This is a genomic window from Paenibacillus phytohabitans, assembly GCF_013141775.1.
Lineage (GTDB): Bacteria > Bacillota > Bacilli > Paenibacillales > Paenibacillaceae > Paenibacillus_AQ > Paenibacillus_AQ phytohabitans.
On sequence record NZ_WHOB01000097.1, the window covers coordinates 232,018 to 249,664 of the forward strand.

Consider the following 17,647-nt stretch of genomic DNA (forward strand, 5'->3'; position numbering starts at 1 on the left):
TGTTAGTGGCAGAAAAGAAATAAAAGCCTTACGTTTACGCTGCACAGGAGCAAATGTTGTACGTTATACAACTTGAATTCTTATATTCATAGCTATTCGAAAGATTGTTGTACGAAATACAATAATTCTCCTTCTAATCCGCTTGGAGAAGCAGAAATGCTGCCTTTTATACAACAATTCTGGTTTAGGATCGATATTATGAGGAAAATGTTGTATTTCGTGCAGGATTTCAACAAAATACGCGGATGGTCAACACATATGGAAGATTATCAAACTTTTGCTCTGGCTACAGCAGCAAGAAATCCAAACATCTATATATAAATCTATGATTGCCGCAGACAGGCGGGGAAAAGAGGGCGGAAATGCGCATATTGCACACGGGAGACTGGCATCTGGGGCGGACGCTGGAGGGCAGAAGCCGGCAGAAGGAGCAGGAGCAGTTCGTGGATGAGCTGGTGGGGATTGCAGATTCCTCCGGAGCGGATCTGATTCTGATGGCGGGAGATGTCTACGATTCGGTAAATCCTCCGGCTGCGGCGGAGCAGCTGTTCTACGAGGCTGCGGCCAGACTGACAGCAGGCGGCAGGCCGCTGGTTGTCATTTCGGGCAATCATGATCAGCCGGAGCGCGTAGCTTCCGTGTCTCCGCTTGTCCGCAGACAGGGGATTACACTGGTGGGGATGCCGACCTCAGAGCCGGTGACGGTGCATGCTGCAAGGACCGGTGAGACTGCCAAAATCGCTGCGCTCCCTTACCCCTCTGAAGCCCGGCTTGGCGAGCTGCTCGCCGGTGACGGCGGAGAGGCTGAGCTGCGGCTGGCTTACAGCGCACGTGTCGGCAGGCTGATGAATCTGCTCGGCCGGGAGTTCTCGCCGCAGACCGTCAATCTGGCGATGAGCCATATTTATGTACTGGGCGGGGTGGAGAGCGACTCTGAACGCCCGATCCAGGTAGGCGGTGCCTATACCGTAGATCCTTCGGCGCTCTCCTGCGGTGCACAGTATACGGCACTCGGGCATCTGCACCGGGCCCAGCGGGTCAAGGGCGACGGCATGATCCGCTACAGCGGATCGCCGCTCGCCTACAGCTTCTCAGAGGCGGGGCAGGCAAAATCTGTAGCTCTGATAGACGTTGCGCCCGGCGGGGAGCCGGTCTTCGAAGAAATCTATCTGAGCTGCGGCCGTCCGCTGGTTAATTGGAAGTCAACCGGCGGATTGCAGGAGGTCTACAGCTGGCTGGATGAAGGCAGGGATGCGGGGGCCTTCATCGATCTGGAGCTACGTCTGACGGAAGCGATGTCGATGAACGATATCCAGCGGCTGCGCAAGTCTCGGGAAGGCATTGTACATATCCGTCCGGTTTATCCGCAGATGGAGCAGGAGCTGGAAGAGATGGCACGTTCACGCATGCCTGTGCAGGAATTGTTCCGCAAGTTCTACCAGCGCCAGACGGGCGGTGCGGAACCGGATGACAGCCTGATTGAGCTGTTCCTGGAGCTGGCTGAAGAAGAAAGGCAGGAATCTGCGGATGGGGAGGAGATGCTTAAGTGAAGCCGATACTACTGAAACTATCCGGACTGCAAAGCTATAGAGAGCAGCAGGAAATAGATTTTACCAGTCTTACCGAGACCGGGCTGTTCGGGATCTTTGGTCCGACGGGCAGCGGCAAATCCAGTCTTCTGGATGCGATCACGCTGGCAATGTACGGGAAAGTGGAGCGCGCAGTGAACGGGACTCAAGGCATTATGAACCATTCTGAGGACCAGCTCAGTGTAGCCTTCACCTTCGAGCTGACCTCTTCTTCCGGAGCGCGCCGTTACCGGGTGGAACGCAAATTTAAACGGACCGGTGAGCAATCGGTCAGTAATACGATCAGCCGGTTCATCGAGGTCAAGGATGACGGCGATGTTGTGATGGCCGATAAGCTTGCGGATGTTACCCGCTGTGTGGAAGAGCATATCGGGCTGAAGATGGATGACTTCACCCGGGCGGTGGTGCTGCCGCAGGGCAAATTCGCCGAGTTCCTGTCCCTGCGCGGTGTAGACCGCAGGCAGATGCTTCAGCGGCTGTTCCATCTGGAGCAATACGGGGACGGGCTGGCCCTTAAGCTTAGCCGCCGCGTCAAAGAGAACGAGGCGGCACTGCGCGCGCTGGAGGCCGAGCAGCAGGGGCTGGGCAGCGCGGGCAAGGCAGACGTGGAAGCGGCAGCTGTCCGGGTGCAGGAGGCAGTCCGGCATGCGGAGGAATGCCGCAAGCGGCTCGCGGAAGCGGCGGCGCGCGCAGAGCGCTTCGCCCGCATCCGCGAGCTGCAGGAGGAGCAGGCCCGCCGGGGGCAGCAGCGGCAGGCTCTACAAGCCCAGGAGGAGCAGATTCTCCTCCTGGAGCAGAAGCTCGGCAAGGCTGACGATGCTGAGAAAAGGCTGCCCGCGCTGAAGGCCTGGCGCAGCGCGGAAGAGGCCTGGAAGAGCCGCCATGCCCGCGCGGAGGGCCTGGAGGCTCTGGCCTCCGCCGCCGGTCAGGAGGCGGCGGTAAAGGCAGAGGCGGAAGCAGCGGCACAGGCCGCGCTTACCGCAGGGGAGCCGGCCCTCCGGCAGGAGGAGGGCCTGTTCCGCCGCGCGCTCGAGCTGGAAGCCGAGCTCGGCGGGCTGCGCCGGGAGCGCGCGGCGCTGCTGGCGCGCCAGGACGAAGCCGCCCGGGGCCTTGCCGCCGGGCGGGAGAGCCTGGCCCGGGAGCGTGAGCTTTTGGCCCGTGGCCAAAAGAAACAGCACGAGCTGCAGCAGAGCCTGCAGCCGCTCGCGGTCCGCTCCCAGGAGCGGCAGTCTCTGCAGGAAGCCATGCAGAGACTTCAAGGGCTGCGTTCTGCCGAGCTCCAGCGGGAGTCGGCAGCTCGCGAGCACCGCGAGCGCGCAGCGGTGCTCGCTGCGGCGCAGGCGCGGCTGGCCGCTGCTTCTTCGCGGCGGCAGGCGCTTGGTGCCGGGCGCGGGGAGCTGCTGGCTGCCGCTGCCCTGCACCAGGAAGAGCTGCTTGCGGCCGAAGGTGCAGCGGGAGCCGCTGCCGGCCGCCTGGAGCAGCACACCAGCGCGCTTGAAGCTGCGCTGAAGGAGCAGGAGGTTCACAGGCTCTCGCTGGCGCTCGCCCGTGAACTCCAGGAGGGTGTGCCCTGCCCGGTGTGCGGCAGTCAGCACCATCCCTCCCCTGCGCTTAATCAGGAGCAGGGGGGACATGAAGAGCTGGACCAACGGCTCCGCCATGTCCGCGTTCTGGCCAGGCAGGCGCTGGAGACGCGCCATTTGTTCCGCAGCCTGCTGGAGCAGGACGGATCATGGCTTGTCCAGCTGGGCGGAGCAGCGTCCGAAGAGGCGATGGAGCAGTCTGCTGCAACTGCTGCCGGCGGCTCTCTCGCAGCTCTTGAGTCTTCAGCCGCCCACGACTCTCACGCAGCTCTTGAGTCCTCAGCCGCGCGCGACTCCCTTGGGTCCTCTGCACATGACTCTCATGCATCCCTTGAGTCCTCGGCAGCCCTTGAGTCCCTCGGAGCCCCTGAGTCCGCTGCATCTCTTGCAGCCGCAGACATTCCGGATGAGGCAGCATTATCCGGTCTGAATGCCCGGCTGTCCTCGCTGAAGGCACGCTCCGGAGAATTGCGGCGTGCGGCTGCAGACTGGCAGCGCTCCATGCAGGAGCTGGAGCAGCTGTATCACAAGGAAGCGGCCGGTGCCGAAGCCGAGCAGACCTGGGTGCAGGGACTGGCTGCCAAGGCGGAGGAACTTGCTGCCTCGGCGAATAAGCTTAGGGAAGAATGGAACGGGCTCTTTCCGGAGCTTGCGCCTGAGGAGGCGGAGAAAGCTTATCAGGAGCTGCTCGCCAAGGATGAGCGGGCCGAGGAAATCCGCAGCAGGCTGGAGATCAGCGTCAAGTTCCTGGACGAGAAGAGTCTAGCTGTACAGACGCTGCAGGAGCAGCTGGCCGGGCTCGACAAGGAACTCGCACAGTGGGACGCTCAGCTAGAAGGCAAAGAAGCGCTTGCGCGTGACAAAGAGCAGCTGCTCCGGGAATGGACCGGCGGACGTCCGCCGGCGGCACTGCTGGCGGAATGCGAGCGCAGGCTGCTGGAGCTTCAGACTGCGCTTGAACGCAGCCGGCAGGAGCACCGCCAGGCGGCGGACAACGCCCAGCAGCAGACCCGGGAAGCAGCGGTTGCCCGTCAGGCGGCAGAGTCTGCCCATGAGCATTATACGGCAGCCGACTCCCAGTGGAAGGAGGCGCTGCAGACTTCGGCGTTTACTTCAGCCGCTGAGGTTGAAGCCGCGTCGCTGGAGACCTCTGAGCGGGCACAGGCGGCAGAACGGGTGCGGGCTCACCGCGAGGAGGAAGCGGAGTGTGCATTGCAGCTGCGGAGCATAGAGGAGAAGCTGGATGGTGCTGTGCTTAGCGGTGAGGAGTGGCAGGAGAGCCAGGAGTCACTGCAGAAGTGCAGGGAAGAGGATGAGAGTTCACTTCAGGCCCGCGCACGTGCGGAGCGTGATCTGGAGGATCTGCAGCAGCGGCACATCCGCTGGATGGAGCTTGAAGGCCAGCGGGCAGGACATGCTGCTATGCAGGAACGCTTGTCCAAGCTGCAGACGGTGCTGCGCGGCAACGCCTTTGTGGAATATATAGCGGAAGAACAGCTGATGCAGGTATGTCAGGCTGCCTCACAGCGCCTGCGTTTCCTGAGCAAGCAGCGTTATGCGCTGGAAGTGGACTCCGGCGGAGGTTTTGTCATCCGTGATGACGGGAACGGCGGTATGAAACGGCCGGTCTCCACGCTTTCCGGCGGAGAGACTTTCCTGACCTCCCTTGCGCTGGCATTAGCCCTGTCAGCCCAGATTCAGCTGCGCGGACAATACCCGCTGCAATTCTTTTTCCTGGATGAGGGCTTCGGTACATTGGACCCGGATCTGCTTGATACCGTGATAACCTCACTGGAAAGATTGCACAATGACCAGCTGTCCGTAGGCATCATCAGCCATGTTCCCGAGCTTCGTGCCCGTCTGCCGCGCAAGCTGATTGTAGTTCCTGCAGAGCAGGGCGGCGGGGGTTCAACCATTCTTTTGGAAAAAATGTGAAAGGCGGGGTTGAATGTGACAACGATCACAGATACACCTTCAACCCCCTGTTATAATACAGCTAAGCCGACATCATTTGAAACACCTCGGCGGACGTATGACAGGGAATTTGTTCCTTCTCATACGTCCGCCGCCGAAGCAGCTCTTATGAGCTGTGAAGGGTGTTTCTTTTTTTTTGTCTTTTTTTGAATGGAAATTTCTATGCCTTACATCCTCGCTCCACCGCATCTGAATTTTGCTGCCTGTTATAATACAGCCTTGTCCTCTTTGTCCTTATTTCATTTCTTCTCCCTGAGGCAGCCTTTATCTAAAAAAGCTGAGAATACTCCACCCTCGATAGGGTGGGGATGAATCAGCAGTTTTCGATTTCAAGACGAACATATGTGCTATAATATGAATGAGATCACTAAAAGGAGGTGTTGCACATGCTCGTGTCTGCGCAGGAGGTTTCTTCAAAACCCCTGGTTCATCAAGCCTATAAATATCGGATCTACCCCAATACAGAGCAAAAGCAACTCATTCGTCGAATGTTTGGCTGCTGCCGTTTTGTGTTCAATTACTTCTTGGAAGCTTGGAATCAAAGGTATGTGGAAACGGGAAAAGGCTTGTCTTATCACGCTTGTGCAACACAACTCCCCGGTTTAAAAGCACAATACGACTGGCTGAAAGAAGTCGATAGCATCGCTTTGCAGTCGGCTGCCCGTCATGTGGCGGATAGCTTTGATCGTTTTTTTAAGAAGCAAAATCAAGCGCCACGCTTCAAGAGCCGAAAGCATCCGATTCAAAGTTACACGACCAAATTCACCAACGGGAATATCGCCATGGAGGGCAGTCGCTTGAAGCTCCCAAAAGTCGGCTGGATACGTTTTGCAAACTCCCGGAAGCTGGAAGGCCGGATATTGTCCGCTACCGTTCGTAAAAACGCCAGCGGGAAATTTTTCGTTTCGCTCGTTTGCGAAGTTCAAAAGAACCCTCTGCCCCAAGTGGATACACATATTGGCATCGACTTAGGCTTGAAAGAATATGCAGTATGCTCAAACGGGGAACATATCGCCAATCCTCGCTTTTACCGTCAATACGAGAAAAAGCTGGCGCTTTGGCAGCGGCGGATGGCTCGGCGTACTCCGGGCGGCTCCAACTGGAAGAAAGCAAGGCAGCATATCGCTCGTATTCACGAACGCATTGCCAATAAACGAAATGACTTCCTCCACAAGCTGACCACGAGACTGATTCGTGAAAACCAAACGATTAGTATCGAACATCTGCGTGTGGCGAATATGATTCAGAACCCCAAGCTTTCAAAATCCATTGCTGATGCGTCTTGGGGCGAGTGGGTGCGACAGCTGACGTATAAAGCGAAATGGTATGGACGAAATCTTCGGATCGCCGATACGTTTGAGCCGACCAGTCAGCGTTGCCATGTGTGTGGCACGATCCACCCCGAGGTGAAGAACCTGTCCGTTCGGGAATGGACGTGTACGCCCTGCGGGACGATCCATGACCGTGACGAAAACGCCGCTCACAATATTGAACAAGTAGCGGTTTAACCGCCACCTAACCAAACGATAGAATTCAACATTTCACTTGCGTCAAAAATGTAAAACTGCGGGAACGCAGGGATCGCTTGCTCCATAAGAAGAGGGTACTCTTCTGTTCGCAAGAATCCGCCACTTCAAGCGTTAGCTAAGTGGGGGAGAATTCAAGCTTGGACTCCACCTTTCGTTATGTTTCAATTTCCTGTATGATTAGAGCCATAAACTATATTTGTCGCGAAGCGGATCAGGCCGGAATAACCAACAGATTCAGGCTAATGCGCCCCGCCGGCCAAAAGCTGAGCTAATGATTACAGGGTATGCCCCTGTGAGCGGTGGATTTTTATGAAGTGGAAACGGCCGTGAATACGCCTGTTTTTACAATATAAGGACTGCCGGTGCTACAGATTTTACCGCGGAAAGTGCCGGATGCAAGCTTCTGCATCACAAATTTTGGGGAGGAAGCGTTGTATGGAAACTGTGTTCAGCAAAATTATAGAAGGTTCGATCCCGGCGAGCAAAGTATTCGAAAATGAGCGGATTCTGGCGTTCTACGATATTGAGCCTGCAGCCCCTGTGCATGTGCTGATCATCCCGAAGAAGTTTATCGCTTCGATGAATGATGTCACGCCTGAAGACCTGCCGCTGATCGGCGAGATCCATGCTGTAGCACAGCAAATTGCGGTAGAACTGGGAATCGCTGATTCCGGATACCGGCTGATTAACAACTGCGGACCGGACAGCGGACAAGCGGTGCCACATCTGCATTATCATCTGCTGGGCGGAGCCAAACTCGGTGCCCTCGTCGGGAATTCTGCTTCCCACGCATAATCAGGAATTCAATAAAACAGACCGGCTAAAAAATAATAACACGAAGGTTGACACCTTATTTAGGTTTGACCTATAATGAAATTTGATGAACCGTGTTGTTATGCTCTTGGACGGTCTGGTCGGAGGGAGGGAAAACTGGTGTCTGAAACGAAAGTTCGCAAAAACGAGACAATTGATGCTGCACTTCGTCGCTTTAAACGTTCCATTGCTAAAGATGGTGTCTTGGCTGAGGTGAAGAAACGCAAGCATTATGAGAAGCCAAGCGTAAAGCGCAAGAAGAAGTCTGAGGCTGCTCGTAAGAGAAAGTTTTAGGAGGATTACCCACGCATGAATCTTAGCGAACGATTAAACGAAGATATGAAGCAAGCGATGAAGAGTAAGGACAAGTTCAGACTCTCCACCATTCGAATGGTTCGTTCTACAATAAAGTATCTTGAAATAGATTTGAAGAGAACATTAGACGACAACGAAGTGCTTGATATCCTTAGTCGTGAAATCAAACAGCGCAAAGATGCCCTCCAAGAATTTGAAGCAGCGGGTCGCGAAGAGCTTGCCGCGAGTACTAAGGCAGAAATCGAGATTATCATTCAATATCTTCCTGAACAGCTTTCCGAAGAAGAAATTAAAGTAATTGTACAGCAGACCATCCAGGAAACCGGTGCTTCTTCGAAAAGTGAAATGGGTAAGGTGATGAGCGCACTGATGCCTAAGGTCAAAGGTCGCGCCGATGGTAAACTCGTGAACCAGGCGGTTCAGCAATTTCTGCAATAATATAACGCTAGCACCCCTTTAATTAGGGGTGTTTTTCGTTATGTGGAGTGTTGCGGACTCCAAGTAGTAATAGCTTCGGATGCAGCAGCTTACATAATAAAAATATCAGCTTCTTTATTACCTCTATTAACATAAACCTCTCTAAACCTTTCTATTAACATATAGTTTCCCGTATTCCCTCTTCAAAACAGTTTTGCAATCCATATGTGAAGATGATCTTAATACATACACTTGATCCACTGTTGAAACGCCTATGCAGAAACAGCCGTACTAAGGATTATATGCTGCGTTTTATTATATGATAAGGATGCAGTGGTTTTAATTCGTGCAGAAGGGAGGCAGCAAGCTTGAAAAAGTTACGCATAGGGGTCTTGTCCTGCATTGCCGCGATGATGATCCTGCTGGTTCTGCCGTTAGCGGACAGGGTCCATGCAGATAATGAAGCGGTTCGCGCACCGGCTGCGGCTGCGGGTACAGTTGTGGGCGGTCCTGTGTTTATCATTCCGGTGGATCAGGAGATTGAGCGCGGATTGCAGAGCTTTCTGGAACGCGGATTTCAGGAGGCTGCCAATTACGGCGCGGTTCTGATTGTGCTGGAGATTGACACACCAGGCGGCCGGGTGGATTCAGCTGAACAAATCGGCAATATGGTCAGGGACAGCAAAATCCCTACCGCAGCCTACATCAAAGGCGACGCCGCTTCCGCCGGCAGTTACATAGCGCTTAATGCTGGCGCCATTATCATGAAGCCGGGCAGTATGATCGGTGCCGCTTCATTGGTAGACAGTAATGGCAATAGCGTGGATGACGCAAAAATGGTATCCTACTGGAAATCCAAGATGGTAGGTGCCGCATCGCTGAACGGGCGTGATCCGGAAGTGGCTGCAGGGATGATGGATATTAACCTGGTGGTGAACAAGCCCGGACTTGGCGTGTCCAAGGGGCAGGGGGAGATCATCGCTCTGAGCAGTGAGGAAGCGCTCCAGGCAGGTTATGCCGACCGTATTGCGGGTACAGCCAATGAGGCCATTACTTGGCTGGGTTATTCTACAGATGACATTTTTCGCGTTGAGCATACCGGTGCGGAGAAAATGTCGCATTTTCTGACGAATCCGGTTATTATGACGATTCTGCTCTTCGTCGGCATCGCCGGGGTATTCATTGAGCTGCTGGTACCCGGCTTTGGGGTGCCCGGAATTATCGGGACGCTGGCGTTCGCTCTCTATTTCTTCGGCAACTATGTGGCTGGCTTCGCCGGGGCGGAGACCTTGCTGCTGTTCATTCTGGGACTCGTAATGCTGGTGCTCGAGCTGTTTGTGCCTAGCTTTGGTATTCTGGGACTGCTGGGCTCCGTCAGCCTTGTGGCGGGTGTTGTAAGAGCTGCTTACAGCTTTACGCATGCGATGTTCAGTCTGGGCATTGCTTTTTCGGCAGCGGCAGTGGTGATTGTGATAGTGGCTGTGGTCTTCAAGGAGCGGGGGATCTGGAACCGGTTCATTCTCCAGGATAGCCTCACCAAAGAGCAGGGGTTTGTGCCTGTGACGGAGAAGCTGCGTTTGATCGGAGCTTCCGGGATCAGCGTAACTCCGCTGCGACCAGCAGGAACTGCCGCCATTGACGGCGAGCGGATTGATGTGGTGACAGAGGGCGGATTCATCGACGCACAGACCGCCATTTCGGTGGTGAAGGTCGAAGGCGGCCGGGTGGTCGTGAAGGAAGCCGTGAAATAGTTGTACCTCTGTTATGAGCTGGCAGCAACATGTAATACTGTATGGAAATAAGGTTAATCCCAAAAATAACGGAGGTTATAAAGCGTATGATGGAAGCATCTATGATTACTTTTTTGCTGATCGCGGTTGTCGTGATCATTGTACTAAGCGTCTTCTTCAGCTTCTTCCCGGTCATGCTGTGGGTGTCGGCCTGGGCATCGGGCGTTAGAATCAGCATTATTACACTGGTAGCGATGCGGCTGCGCCGGGTAACGCCAAGCCGGATTGTTAATCCGCTGATTAAGGCTACCAAGGCCGGGCTGGGTCTGAATATCAACCAGCTGGAGAGCCACTACCTGGCCGGAGGGAATGTAGACCGGGTAGTTAATGCGCTGATTGCGGCACAGAGAGCGGATATCCCGCTGGAATTCACGCGTGCTGCGGCCATCGATCTGGCCGGACGCGATGTGCTGCTGGCGGTTCAGATGAGCGTTAACCCGCGGGTCATTGAAACTCCGATTGTTGCGGCTGTGGCCAAGAACGGGATTGAGGTCAAGGTCAAAGCGCGGGTAACCGTTCGGGCCAATATCGACCGTCTCGTCGGCGGCGCCGGTGAAGAAACGATTATTGCCCGTGTCGGTGAGGGGATCGTAACCACAGTAGGTTCGAGTGATTCGCACAAGGATGTGCTGGAGAATCCCGATTCCATCTCGCGGACGGTATTGTCCAAGGGTCTGGACTCTGGTACCGCTTTTGAGATTCTGTCTATAGATATTGCGGATATTGATGTTGGGAAGAATATTGGCGCGTACCTGCAAACCGAGCAGGCAGAGGCGGATAAACGCATCGCCCAGGCCAAGGCGGAGGAACGCAGAGCGATGGCTGTTGCCCACGAGCAGGAAATGAAGGCCCGGGTGGTGGAGATGAAGGCGCTGGTGGTTGAAGCCGAATCCCAGGTTCCGCTGGCGATGGCCGAAGCGCTGCGCTCCGGCAAGCTTGGTGTAATGGACTACATGAACCTCAAAAATATTGAGGCCGACACGCAGATGCGCGGCTCCCTCGGTAAATTAAACGACGGGGACGACAGCAGCCGTCCGCCCCACAAATAAAGGGATGTGATTCCCATGAGCAGCATAATCTACATTGTGGTCATTGCGGTGATCGCGGTCATCAGCAACTGGAACAAAAATAAAGGCAAGTCCGCCCCGCGCGGCGGCATGCCTACCTTTGGCGGCGGGGGCGAAGGCAATCCGCTGCGCCGCCCCCGTGCTCCCGCCCGGACAGCGGATAGCGGGCGCCCTGAACGGCCGGGCAGCGGATTTCCGAAGCCCGGGGGGCGCCGGGGGAATTCGGGCCGGCCTGATCCCGCGCCGGAAGAGCGGGAATACGATGCTTCGCCGGCGTGGCCGGAGCGGCCAGAGCTGCCTTCGCCTGACTATGAGACAGGCGAAGGGATGTCCATGGAGCAGACCGGCGATATGGACGGTGTGCAGGCGCGGACAGAACGCATGCAGCGGGAGCTGGAGCGGCTGCAGGTGGCTTTTGACGGCATGGCGGCTGCAGTGCCTTCCACAGGCGCAATGACTGCCGGAGAGGGCGCCAGTCCGTCTCAGGCGGGTACAGGACAGCATCCGCTGGCGCAGGACCGTGAGGCGCTGCGCAGCGGCCTGGTGTGGGCGGAGATTCTGGGACCGCCCCGTTCCCGGCAGCCGCATGCCTCTGTCCGCAAGGAAGGCTGAACCCCTGGCAGAAGAGCGGCTGCTTTGCACTGCGGTTACCTCTTTGCTCTGCCTGAAAGCCCGGATCTGCTCCTTAAGAGGAGCAGATCCGGGCTTTTTGCCGTGTTTATCCCGTGTGCTTATCCTGCAGAATCCGCTGCATCTCCCACTGCCTGGCGGATGGAGCCGCAGGAGCTTCCCGGTACAAATGATGTGAGTTCTTCTCATAAACAAACGCACTCCCGCATAAGGTGTACAGAAGGCAGGAAGGGGGAGCGTCTATATATGACCCGTATTGGCCGCAGGCTGCGGGGATGGACAAACGGGGTACTGGATCTTCCGCAGGATGTGCTGCAGGAGATGCCCCGGATCACCCTGATCGGCAATAAGGAATTGTATATTGAGAACCACCGCGGCGTGCTGCATTTCTCATCGGAGCAGCTCAGGCTGGCGTTGGCCAAGGGATATCTGGAGATTTCCGGTGAAGGGCTGGTCATCCGCAATATTCTGGGCCAGGAGCTTGCCGTTGAAGGTATTATCGGTGAAATCAGGTATAAGGAAAGTGGGGAGAATCCATGAAAGAGCCGCCTCTGTCATCGCTGCGGGGGTTCGTTACACTGCATGTGACGGGACCGCAGGTGGAGACCTTTATCAACGCTGTAACCGGAGCAGGCATCGTCATCTGGGATGTGAGGCCTGCCGGGGACGGCGCTTCGCTGAACCTGCTGCTGGATGATTTTTTCAGACTCCGTCCGCTCCTTAAAAAGACAGGCTGCCGCATGCATGTTACGGCCCGTAACGGAATTCCTTTCCGGGCGGCCCGCCTGTGGAAGCGGAAGTTTTTTGCCGCAGGACTGCTGATCTTCGGTGTGGGGCTGCTGCTGCTGTCCTCTATGGTGTGGAGCATTAAGGTTGAAGGGAATACCCGCATTCCTACCGAGGACATTCTCGAAGCCGCACGCAAGGAGGGGGTGTACCCTTTTCAGTGGATTTGGCGGATGGAAGAGTCGGACAAGCTCTCCAGGGAGCTGACCACCCTTGTTCCGGGGCTGACGTGGGCAGGGTTTCACCGGACGGGGACGAGCATTACGATCCAGGTTGTCGAAGCCGACCGCCCGGAGACTAAGCCGCTACTCAGCCAGCGTCATCTGATCAGTAGGACGGATGCGGTTGTCACCGAAATCTATGCGGAGCAGGGCAGACCTGTGGTGAGCCGCAACTCCCGCGTCAAAAAAGGGGACATCCTCATCTCCGGAGCGCTGGGGGACGAGGAGAATACAGAGTTTGTAGTAGCCAAAGGCGATGTTAAAGGCCTGGTATGGCATGAATATAATCTTGAGGTGCCCCTCAAAAGAACGGGCAGTTCCTATACAGGAGAACGCAAAGACCGCACGTATCTCGTTCTTGGCAAATGGGCGGTGCAGCTGTGGGGGTACGGGGATTCCGGCTTTGAGAAGTCGCGCACGCTCACGGAGCCCGATATGCTGTCCTGGCGTTCCTTCCAGCTGCCGCTGGGCATGATGACCGAGAAGGAGCTGGAGATTAAATATACCGCTGAAATGCTGACGCCGGAGGCCGCGCGGGAGGAAGGCCTGACGCGGGCCAAGAGTGATATTTTCGCGCGTTACGGTGCTGACAGCGTCATCAAAAGTCAAAAAATTTTGCATGAGAAGAAAGAGAATGGTAAAGTTTATATGAAAGTGCTGTTTGAGGTGGAAGAGAGAATCGCGGAAGAACTTCCGATAGTAAACAATTGAGGAGAATGAGGCTACTTGTCAGAACAGACTGCAAGCATTCGTATATCTTTGCAAAATGCGGGAGAAGCTCAATCCCTGTTCGGCCCGCAGGACGGATTCCTGAAAATTATCGAGAAAGAAATTCCGGCGGTTATCGACTCGCGCGAAGCTGAAGTTACCATACGCGGCGCTGAGCGTGAAGTGGACATGCTGGGCCAGCTGTTCAACGTGCTGCTGTCCCTGGTACGGGGCGGTTACATACTAAGTGAACGCGATGTGCAGTACGCCGTAGAACTGGCGAAGGATTTCCGTGCCGATCAGCTGCTTGACCTGTTCAAAGGTGAAATTACAACAACTTTCCGCGGTAAACCCATCCGCGTCAAAACGATTGGCCAGAAACATTATGTGACAACCATCAAAAAGCGTGATATCGTCTTTGGCATCGGGCCGGCGGGAACAGGCAAGACTTATCTTGCCGTTGTGCTTGCGGTAACGGCGCTCAAGGAAGGGTCCGTCAAGCGCATCGTGCTGACGCGTCCGGCAGTGGAGGCAGGCGAGAACCTGGGCTTCCTTCCCGGTGATTTGCAGGAGAAGGTAGATCCGTATCTGCGGCCGCTCTACGACGCCCTGTACGACGTTATGGGACCTGATCAGGTAGCCAAGGCGCTGGAGCGCGGGCTGATCGAGATCGCGCCGCTTGCCTATATGCGCGGGCGTACGCTGGAGGATGCTTTTATTATCCTCGACGAAGCCCAGAATACGACACCAGAACAAATGAAAATGTTCCTCACCCGGCTGGGCTTCGGCTCTAAGATGGTCATTACGGGCGATGTTACCCAGATCGATCTGCCGCGCGGCAAAAAGTCAGGGCTGATAGAAGCCAAAGCGATATTATCCGGTATTGAGGAGCTCGGCTTTGTCTATTTTGCAGAACAGGACGTAGTCCGGCATTCCCTGGTGCAGAAAATTATCGTTGCCTATGACCGCTCTGCCGAAAACCTCCAATAAAAAAGGGGATTGTCTTCATGGCCTCAAAGCAACCATCGAAATTAAGCGGATTTGTATATAGCACTAACGGGTGGAAGTATAGCGCGGTCTCGCGCTATGCTCTTTTCCTGTTATTGGGGCTTGTTTTCTACTTCAGCCTGTCCTCTGACCTGCTGCCCAAAAAGTATGATATCAAAGAGGGTACACGCAGTGCCAAGGAAATCATAGCGCCCAAACAAATACCTGACACCAATGCCAAGCTGAAAGCCCAGGAAGAAGCGGCCGAGAATGTAACCAACCGGTATGCAATTATACCCATGCGGACCGAGAATCTCGTTACCATGCTGCTGGATAGAATTGACCGGCTGAACCAGGATGATACGATTTCACAAAGCGAAAAGACGGAGATTTACCGTGAAGTGATTCCTGAGCGTACGAACGATTTTATTCTTAATTTTGTTGCTGTCAGCCAAAAAGCCGGAACGTATTCGGAGCATCTGCTCGCTGAAATGCAGTCGGTCATCAAGGACCAGGCGTATGCGATCCCGGAAGAAACGTATATTAAGATTCCGCGGCTGACCTCCCAGGATATCATTGAGATGAAGCCGGTCGCCCGGGATATTGTCATCAAGCTGATGAATGACCAGATTACCGATGCCCAGACTGCGCGCGCCAAGGTGGCCGAGCAGGTCAGTATCAGCTCGCTTAGCCAGCGGACCGCCCGTGAGGTTGTGCAGGAATTGGTGCGGCAGGTCATTACCAGCAACAAGTTCTACGACGAGGAAGCCACCAAGGAAGCAAAGGTGCAGGCCCGCCAGAATACACCTGATGTATTCATCGAGCAGGGGGATGTACTGGTCGCCAAGAACCAGGAGATTACTCCGGAGCTGTATGCTCTTCTGGACGAGAACGGTCTGTTGAGCAAAGAAGTCAACTACTGGCCGCAATTCGGGCTGCTGCTGCTCTCCGTACTGCTGTCTTTTGGCCTGATGACATTCATCCGTTATAACGGCGGGACCTCCGGCTTCAAGTATAATAACTCCCAGCTGCTTATGCTGGTGCTGGTGTTTATAATTACAATTATTATGATGAAGCTGGCGGCATTCCTGCAGACGGATGTCCGGACGTATATAGGCTTCCTGGCTCCTGTAGCGATAGGTGCGATGCTGATCTCCATGCTGCTGGACATGACTTTGGCCTATTTCTGTTCTATTCTGTTCAGCGTTCTTGCCAGTATTATTCTGAACGTGCAGCAGAACACCGTATTTGATTTCACCTTCGGCTTCTTTGCACTTATTGTGAGCTATGTGGCTATTTTCTCCACCCATCGGGCAGGACAGCGCTCTACACTCCTGAAGGGCGGAATCATGGTATCCCTGTTTGGCTGCCTGACGGTAGCTATATTGACCATGCTGAGCGGAGGCGTGTGGAACGAGACGCAGACGTTATATTCCATCGGCTTTGCGTTTGCCAGCGGTCTGCTGACTGCCGTGCTGGTAATCGGCCTGATGCCATTCTTCGAAGCTACGTTCGGCATCCTGTCGGCGCTGAAGCTCGTCGAATTGTCTAACCCGAATCATCCGCTGCTGCGCAAGCTGCTCACGGAGACACCGGGAACATACCATCACAGTGTTATGGTCGGGAATCTATCTGAGGCTGCGGCTGAAGCGATCGGTGCAGACGGCCTGCTGTGCCGGGTGGGTTCGTATTATCATGATATCGGCAAGACGAAACGGCCGTTCTATTTCATTGAGAATCAGAACAATATGGAGAATCCGCATGATTCGATTGAGCCGAAGCTGAGCAAATCCATCATTGTGGCCCACGCCCGTGACGGGGTGGAGATGCAGAAGGAGTACAAGCTGCCGAAGCCGATCCGCGATATCGCGGAGCAGCATCACGGCACAACATTCCTGCATTATTTTTATCATAAAGCACTGAAGATTGCAGAGGAGAAGGGTGTGGAGCCCGACTTCACGGAGGAGGACTTCCGTTATCCGGGACCGAAGGCACAGTCGAAGGAATCTGCAGTGGTCGGTATCGCCGACAGTGTGGAGGCCGCGGTCCGCTCCCTCCGCAAGCCTACCGTTGTGCAGGTAGAAACGATGATCGAGAAGATTATCAAAAGCCGGCTGGATGACCATCAGTTTGATGAATGCGACCTGACCATCAAAGAGCTGGACATTATTGCACGGACACTTAAAGAGACTGTAATGGGCATTTTCCATTCCCGGATTGAGTACCCCGAGGATGTGCGCAAGCCCAAAAAAGAGGAAGGGGCCATCAAAAATGAGCCTGAGCGTCGTTTGGAGCAATGAACAGGAAGAGCATGAGATTAACGGCGAGCTGATCGCCCTGCTGGAGATTATTCTGCAGAAAGCGGGCAGCGCTGAAGGAATTGATGAGGGGGAAGTGGATCTTACCTTCGTTAATAACGAACGCATCCATGAGCTGAACCTGGAGTACCGGGGAATCGACCGTCCAACGGACGTGCTGTCCTTCGCGATGAATGAGACCGGAGAAGATGAGCCGGAAATTATATATGCTGTGCCCGCTGGTGAGGGCGAGGAGCTGGAGGAAGTACCTAACATGCTCGGAGATATCATTATCTCCGTAACGCGTGCGCAAGAGCAGGCGCTGGAATATGGACATTCGCTGGAGCGCGAGCTGGGCTTCCTGTTCGTCCACGGTTTCCTGCATTTGCTGGGATATGACCATCAGGATCCGGAATCTGAGGCCGAGATGATGTCTAAGCAGGAGAATGTTCTGGCTCAGGTCGGGTTGACACGCTAATGGTCAAGAACACGGCGGTCGGCCACAAAAAATTCTGGCATTCTTTTCGCTTTGCGGCTCATGGCATTGCTGCGGCTTTCCGGTCGGAGCTGAATATGAAGGTGCACAGCGGCCTTGCTGTTATAGTGTTGGCCGCCGCCGCTGCATTCAGGCTCCCCCTGTCAAGCTGGATGCTGCTGCTTCTGGCGATTACGCTGGTGCTGACCGCCGAGCTGCTGAATACGGCGATTGAAGCGACGATTGACCTGGTGTCGCCGGAGATTCATCCCTTGGCCAAGAAGGCCAAAGATACCGCCGCAGGAGCTGTACTGCTTACGGCGGTGTTTGCTGTTATTACGGGAATCTATGTTTTTTATCATCCCGTGATGGACTGGATCACAAGTCTTATGTCATAATCAGTTTACAACTTCAGCTTAGGGAGAGGCGGATCCGCTTTGTGCGCTCCGTCATCTTTACTTAGAAC

At 55.0% G+C, this 17,647-nt stretch carries 15 protein-coding genes; all 15 read left to right on the forward strand.

What is annotated here, in order from left to right; translation table 11 throughout:
• Positions 1–362 precede the first annotated feature (362 nt).
• The 15 genes from GC101_RS34530 (at position 363) to GC101_RS34600 (ending at position 17,579) form a co-directional block, all read left to right on the forward strand.
• Positions 363–1,550, forward strand: coding sequence for an exonuclease SbcCD subunit D (locus tag GC101_RS34530; RefSeq protein WP_171720986.1), 1,188 nt, complete (start codon positions 363–365; stop codon positions 1,548–1,550).
• Positions 1,547–5,107 (forward strand): AAA family ATPase, encoded by a 3,561-nt coding sequence (locus GC101_RS34535; protein ID WP_171720987.1) that lies wholly within the window; start codon positions 1,547–1,549, stop codon positions 5,105–5,107. The genes GC101_RS34530 and GC101_RS34535 overlap by 4 nt, the downstream gene beginning before the upstream one ends.
• A 425-nt stretch (positions 5,108–5,532) precedes the next feature.
• Positions 5,533–6,654 (forward strand): IS200/IS605 family element RNA-guided endonuclease TnpB, encoded by a 1,122-nt coding sequence (gene tnpB, locus GC101_RS34540; RefSeq protein ID WP_171720988.1) that lies wholly within the window; start codon positions 5,533–5,535, stop codon positions 6,652–6,654.
• A gap of 456 nt (positions 6,655–7,110) precedes the next feature.
• On the forward strand, positions 7,111–7,470 hold the full coding sequence (locus GC101_RS34545) for a histidine triad nucleotide-binding protein (RefSeq protein ID WP_042139435.1): 360 nt from the start codon (positions 7,111–7,113) through the stop codon (positions 7,468–7,470).
• Positions 7,471–7,608: 138 nt separating this feature from the next.
• Entirely contained in the window at positions 7,609–7,782 is a 174-nt protein-coding gene (rpsU, locus tag GC101_RS34550; RefSeq protein ID WP_005547957.1) for a 30S ribosomal protein S21, read from the forward strand.
• A gap of 15 nt (positions 7,783–7,797) precedes the next feature.
• On the forward strand, positions 7,798–8,241 hold the full coding sequence (locus GC101_RS34555; RefSeq protein ID WP_039310385.1) for a GatB/YqeY domain-containing protein: 444 nt from the start codon (positions 7,798–7,800) through the stop codon (positions 8,239–8,241).
• A 389-nt stretch (positions 8,242–8,630) separates the two neighbouring features.
• Complete coding sequence (locus GC101_RS34560; RefSeq protein WP_171721049.1) at positions 8,631–9,971, forward strand: NfeD family protein; 1,341 nt, start codon at positions 8,631–8,633, stop codon at positions 9,969–9,971.
• 86 nt (positions 9,972–10,057) lie between these two features.
• Positions 10,058–11,059 (forward strand): flotillin-like protein FloA, encoded by a 1,002-nt coding sequence (floA, locus tag GC101_RS34565; RefSeq protein WP_039310446.1) that lies wholly within the window; start codon positions 10,058–10,060, stop codon positions 11,057–11,059.
• Positions 11,060–11,074: 15 nt separating this feature from the next.
• Positions 11,075–11,689 carry a hypothetical protein gene (locus GC101_RS34570; protein ID WP_171720989.1) on the forward strand — a complete coding sequence of 205 codons (615 nt, stop codon included), beginning with the start codon at positions 11,075–11,077 and terminating at the stop codon, positions 11,687–11,689.
• Positions 11,690–11,953: 264 nt separating this feature from the next.
• Positions 11,954–12,247 carry a sporulation protein YqfC gene (yqfC, locus tag GC101_RS34575; RefSeq protein WP_039304110.1) on the forward strand — a complete coding sequence of 98 codons (294 nt, stop codon included), beginning with the start codon at positions 11,954–11,956 and terminating at the stop codon, positions 12,245–12,247.
• Complete coding sequence (gene yqfD / locus GC101_RS34580) at positions 12,244–13,425, forward strand: sporulation protein YqfD (protein ID WP_171720990.1); 1,182 nt, start codon at positions 12,244–12,246, stop codon at positions 13,423–13,425. Before yqfC ends, yqfD begins: the two co-directional genes overlap by 4 nt.
• A 15-nt stretch (positions 13,426–13,440) precedes the next feature.
• The gene (locus GC101_RS34585; protein ID WP_039304117.1) at positions 13,441–14,412 is read left to right on the forward strand and encodes a PhoH family protein; all 972 of its coding nucleotides are present in this window, start codon (positions 13,441–13,443) and stop codon (positions 14,410–14,412) included.
• Positions 14,413–14,429: 17 nt separating this feature from the next.
• Positions 14,430–16,709 carry an HD family phosphohydrolase gene (locus GC101_RS34590; protein WP_171720991.1) on the forward strand — a complete coding sequence of 760 codons (2,280 nt, stop codon included), beginning with the start codon at positions 14,430–14,432 and terminating at the stop codon, positions 16,707–16,709.
• Positions 16,681–17,184, forward strand: a complete 504-nt coding sequence (ybeY, locus tag GC101_RS34595) for an rRNA maturation RNase YbeY (protein ID WP_171720992.1) — start codon at positions 16,681–16,683, stop codon at positions 17,182–17,184. The genes GC101_RS34590 and ybeY overlap by 29 nt, the downstream gene beginning before the upstream one ends.
• Positions 17,184–17,579 (forward strand): diacylglycerol kinase family protein, encoded by a 396-nt coding sequence (locus GC101_RS34600; RefSeq protein ID WP_042216793.1) that lies wholly within the window; start codon positions 17,184–17,186, stop codon positions 17,577–17,579. Before ybeY ends, GC101_RS34600 begins: the two co-directional genes overlap by 1 nt.
• The last annotated feature ends 68 nt before the right edge of the window (positions 17,580–17,647 follow it).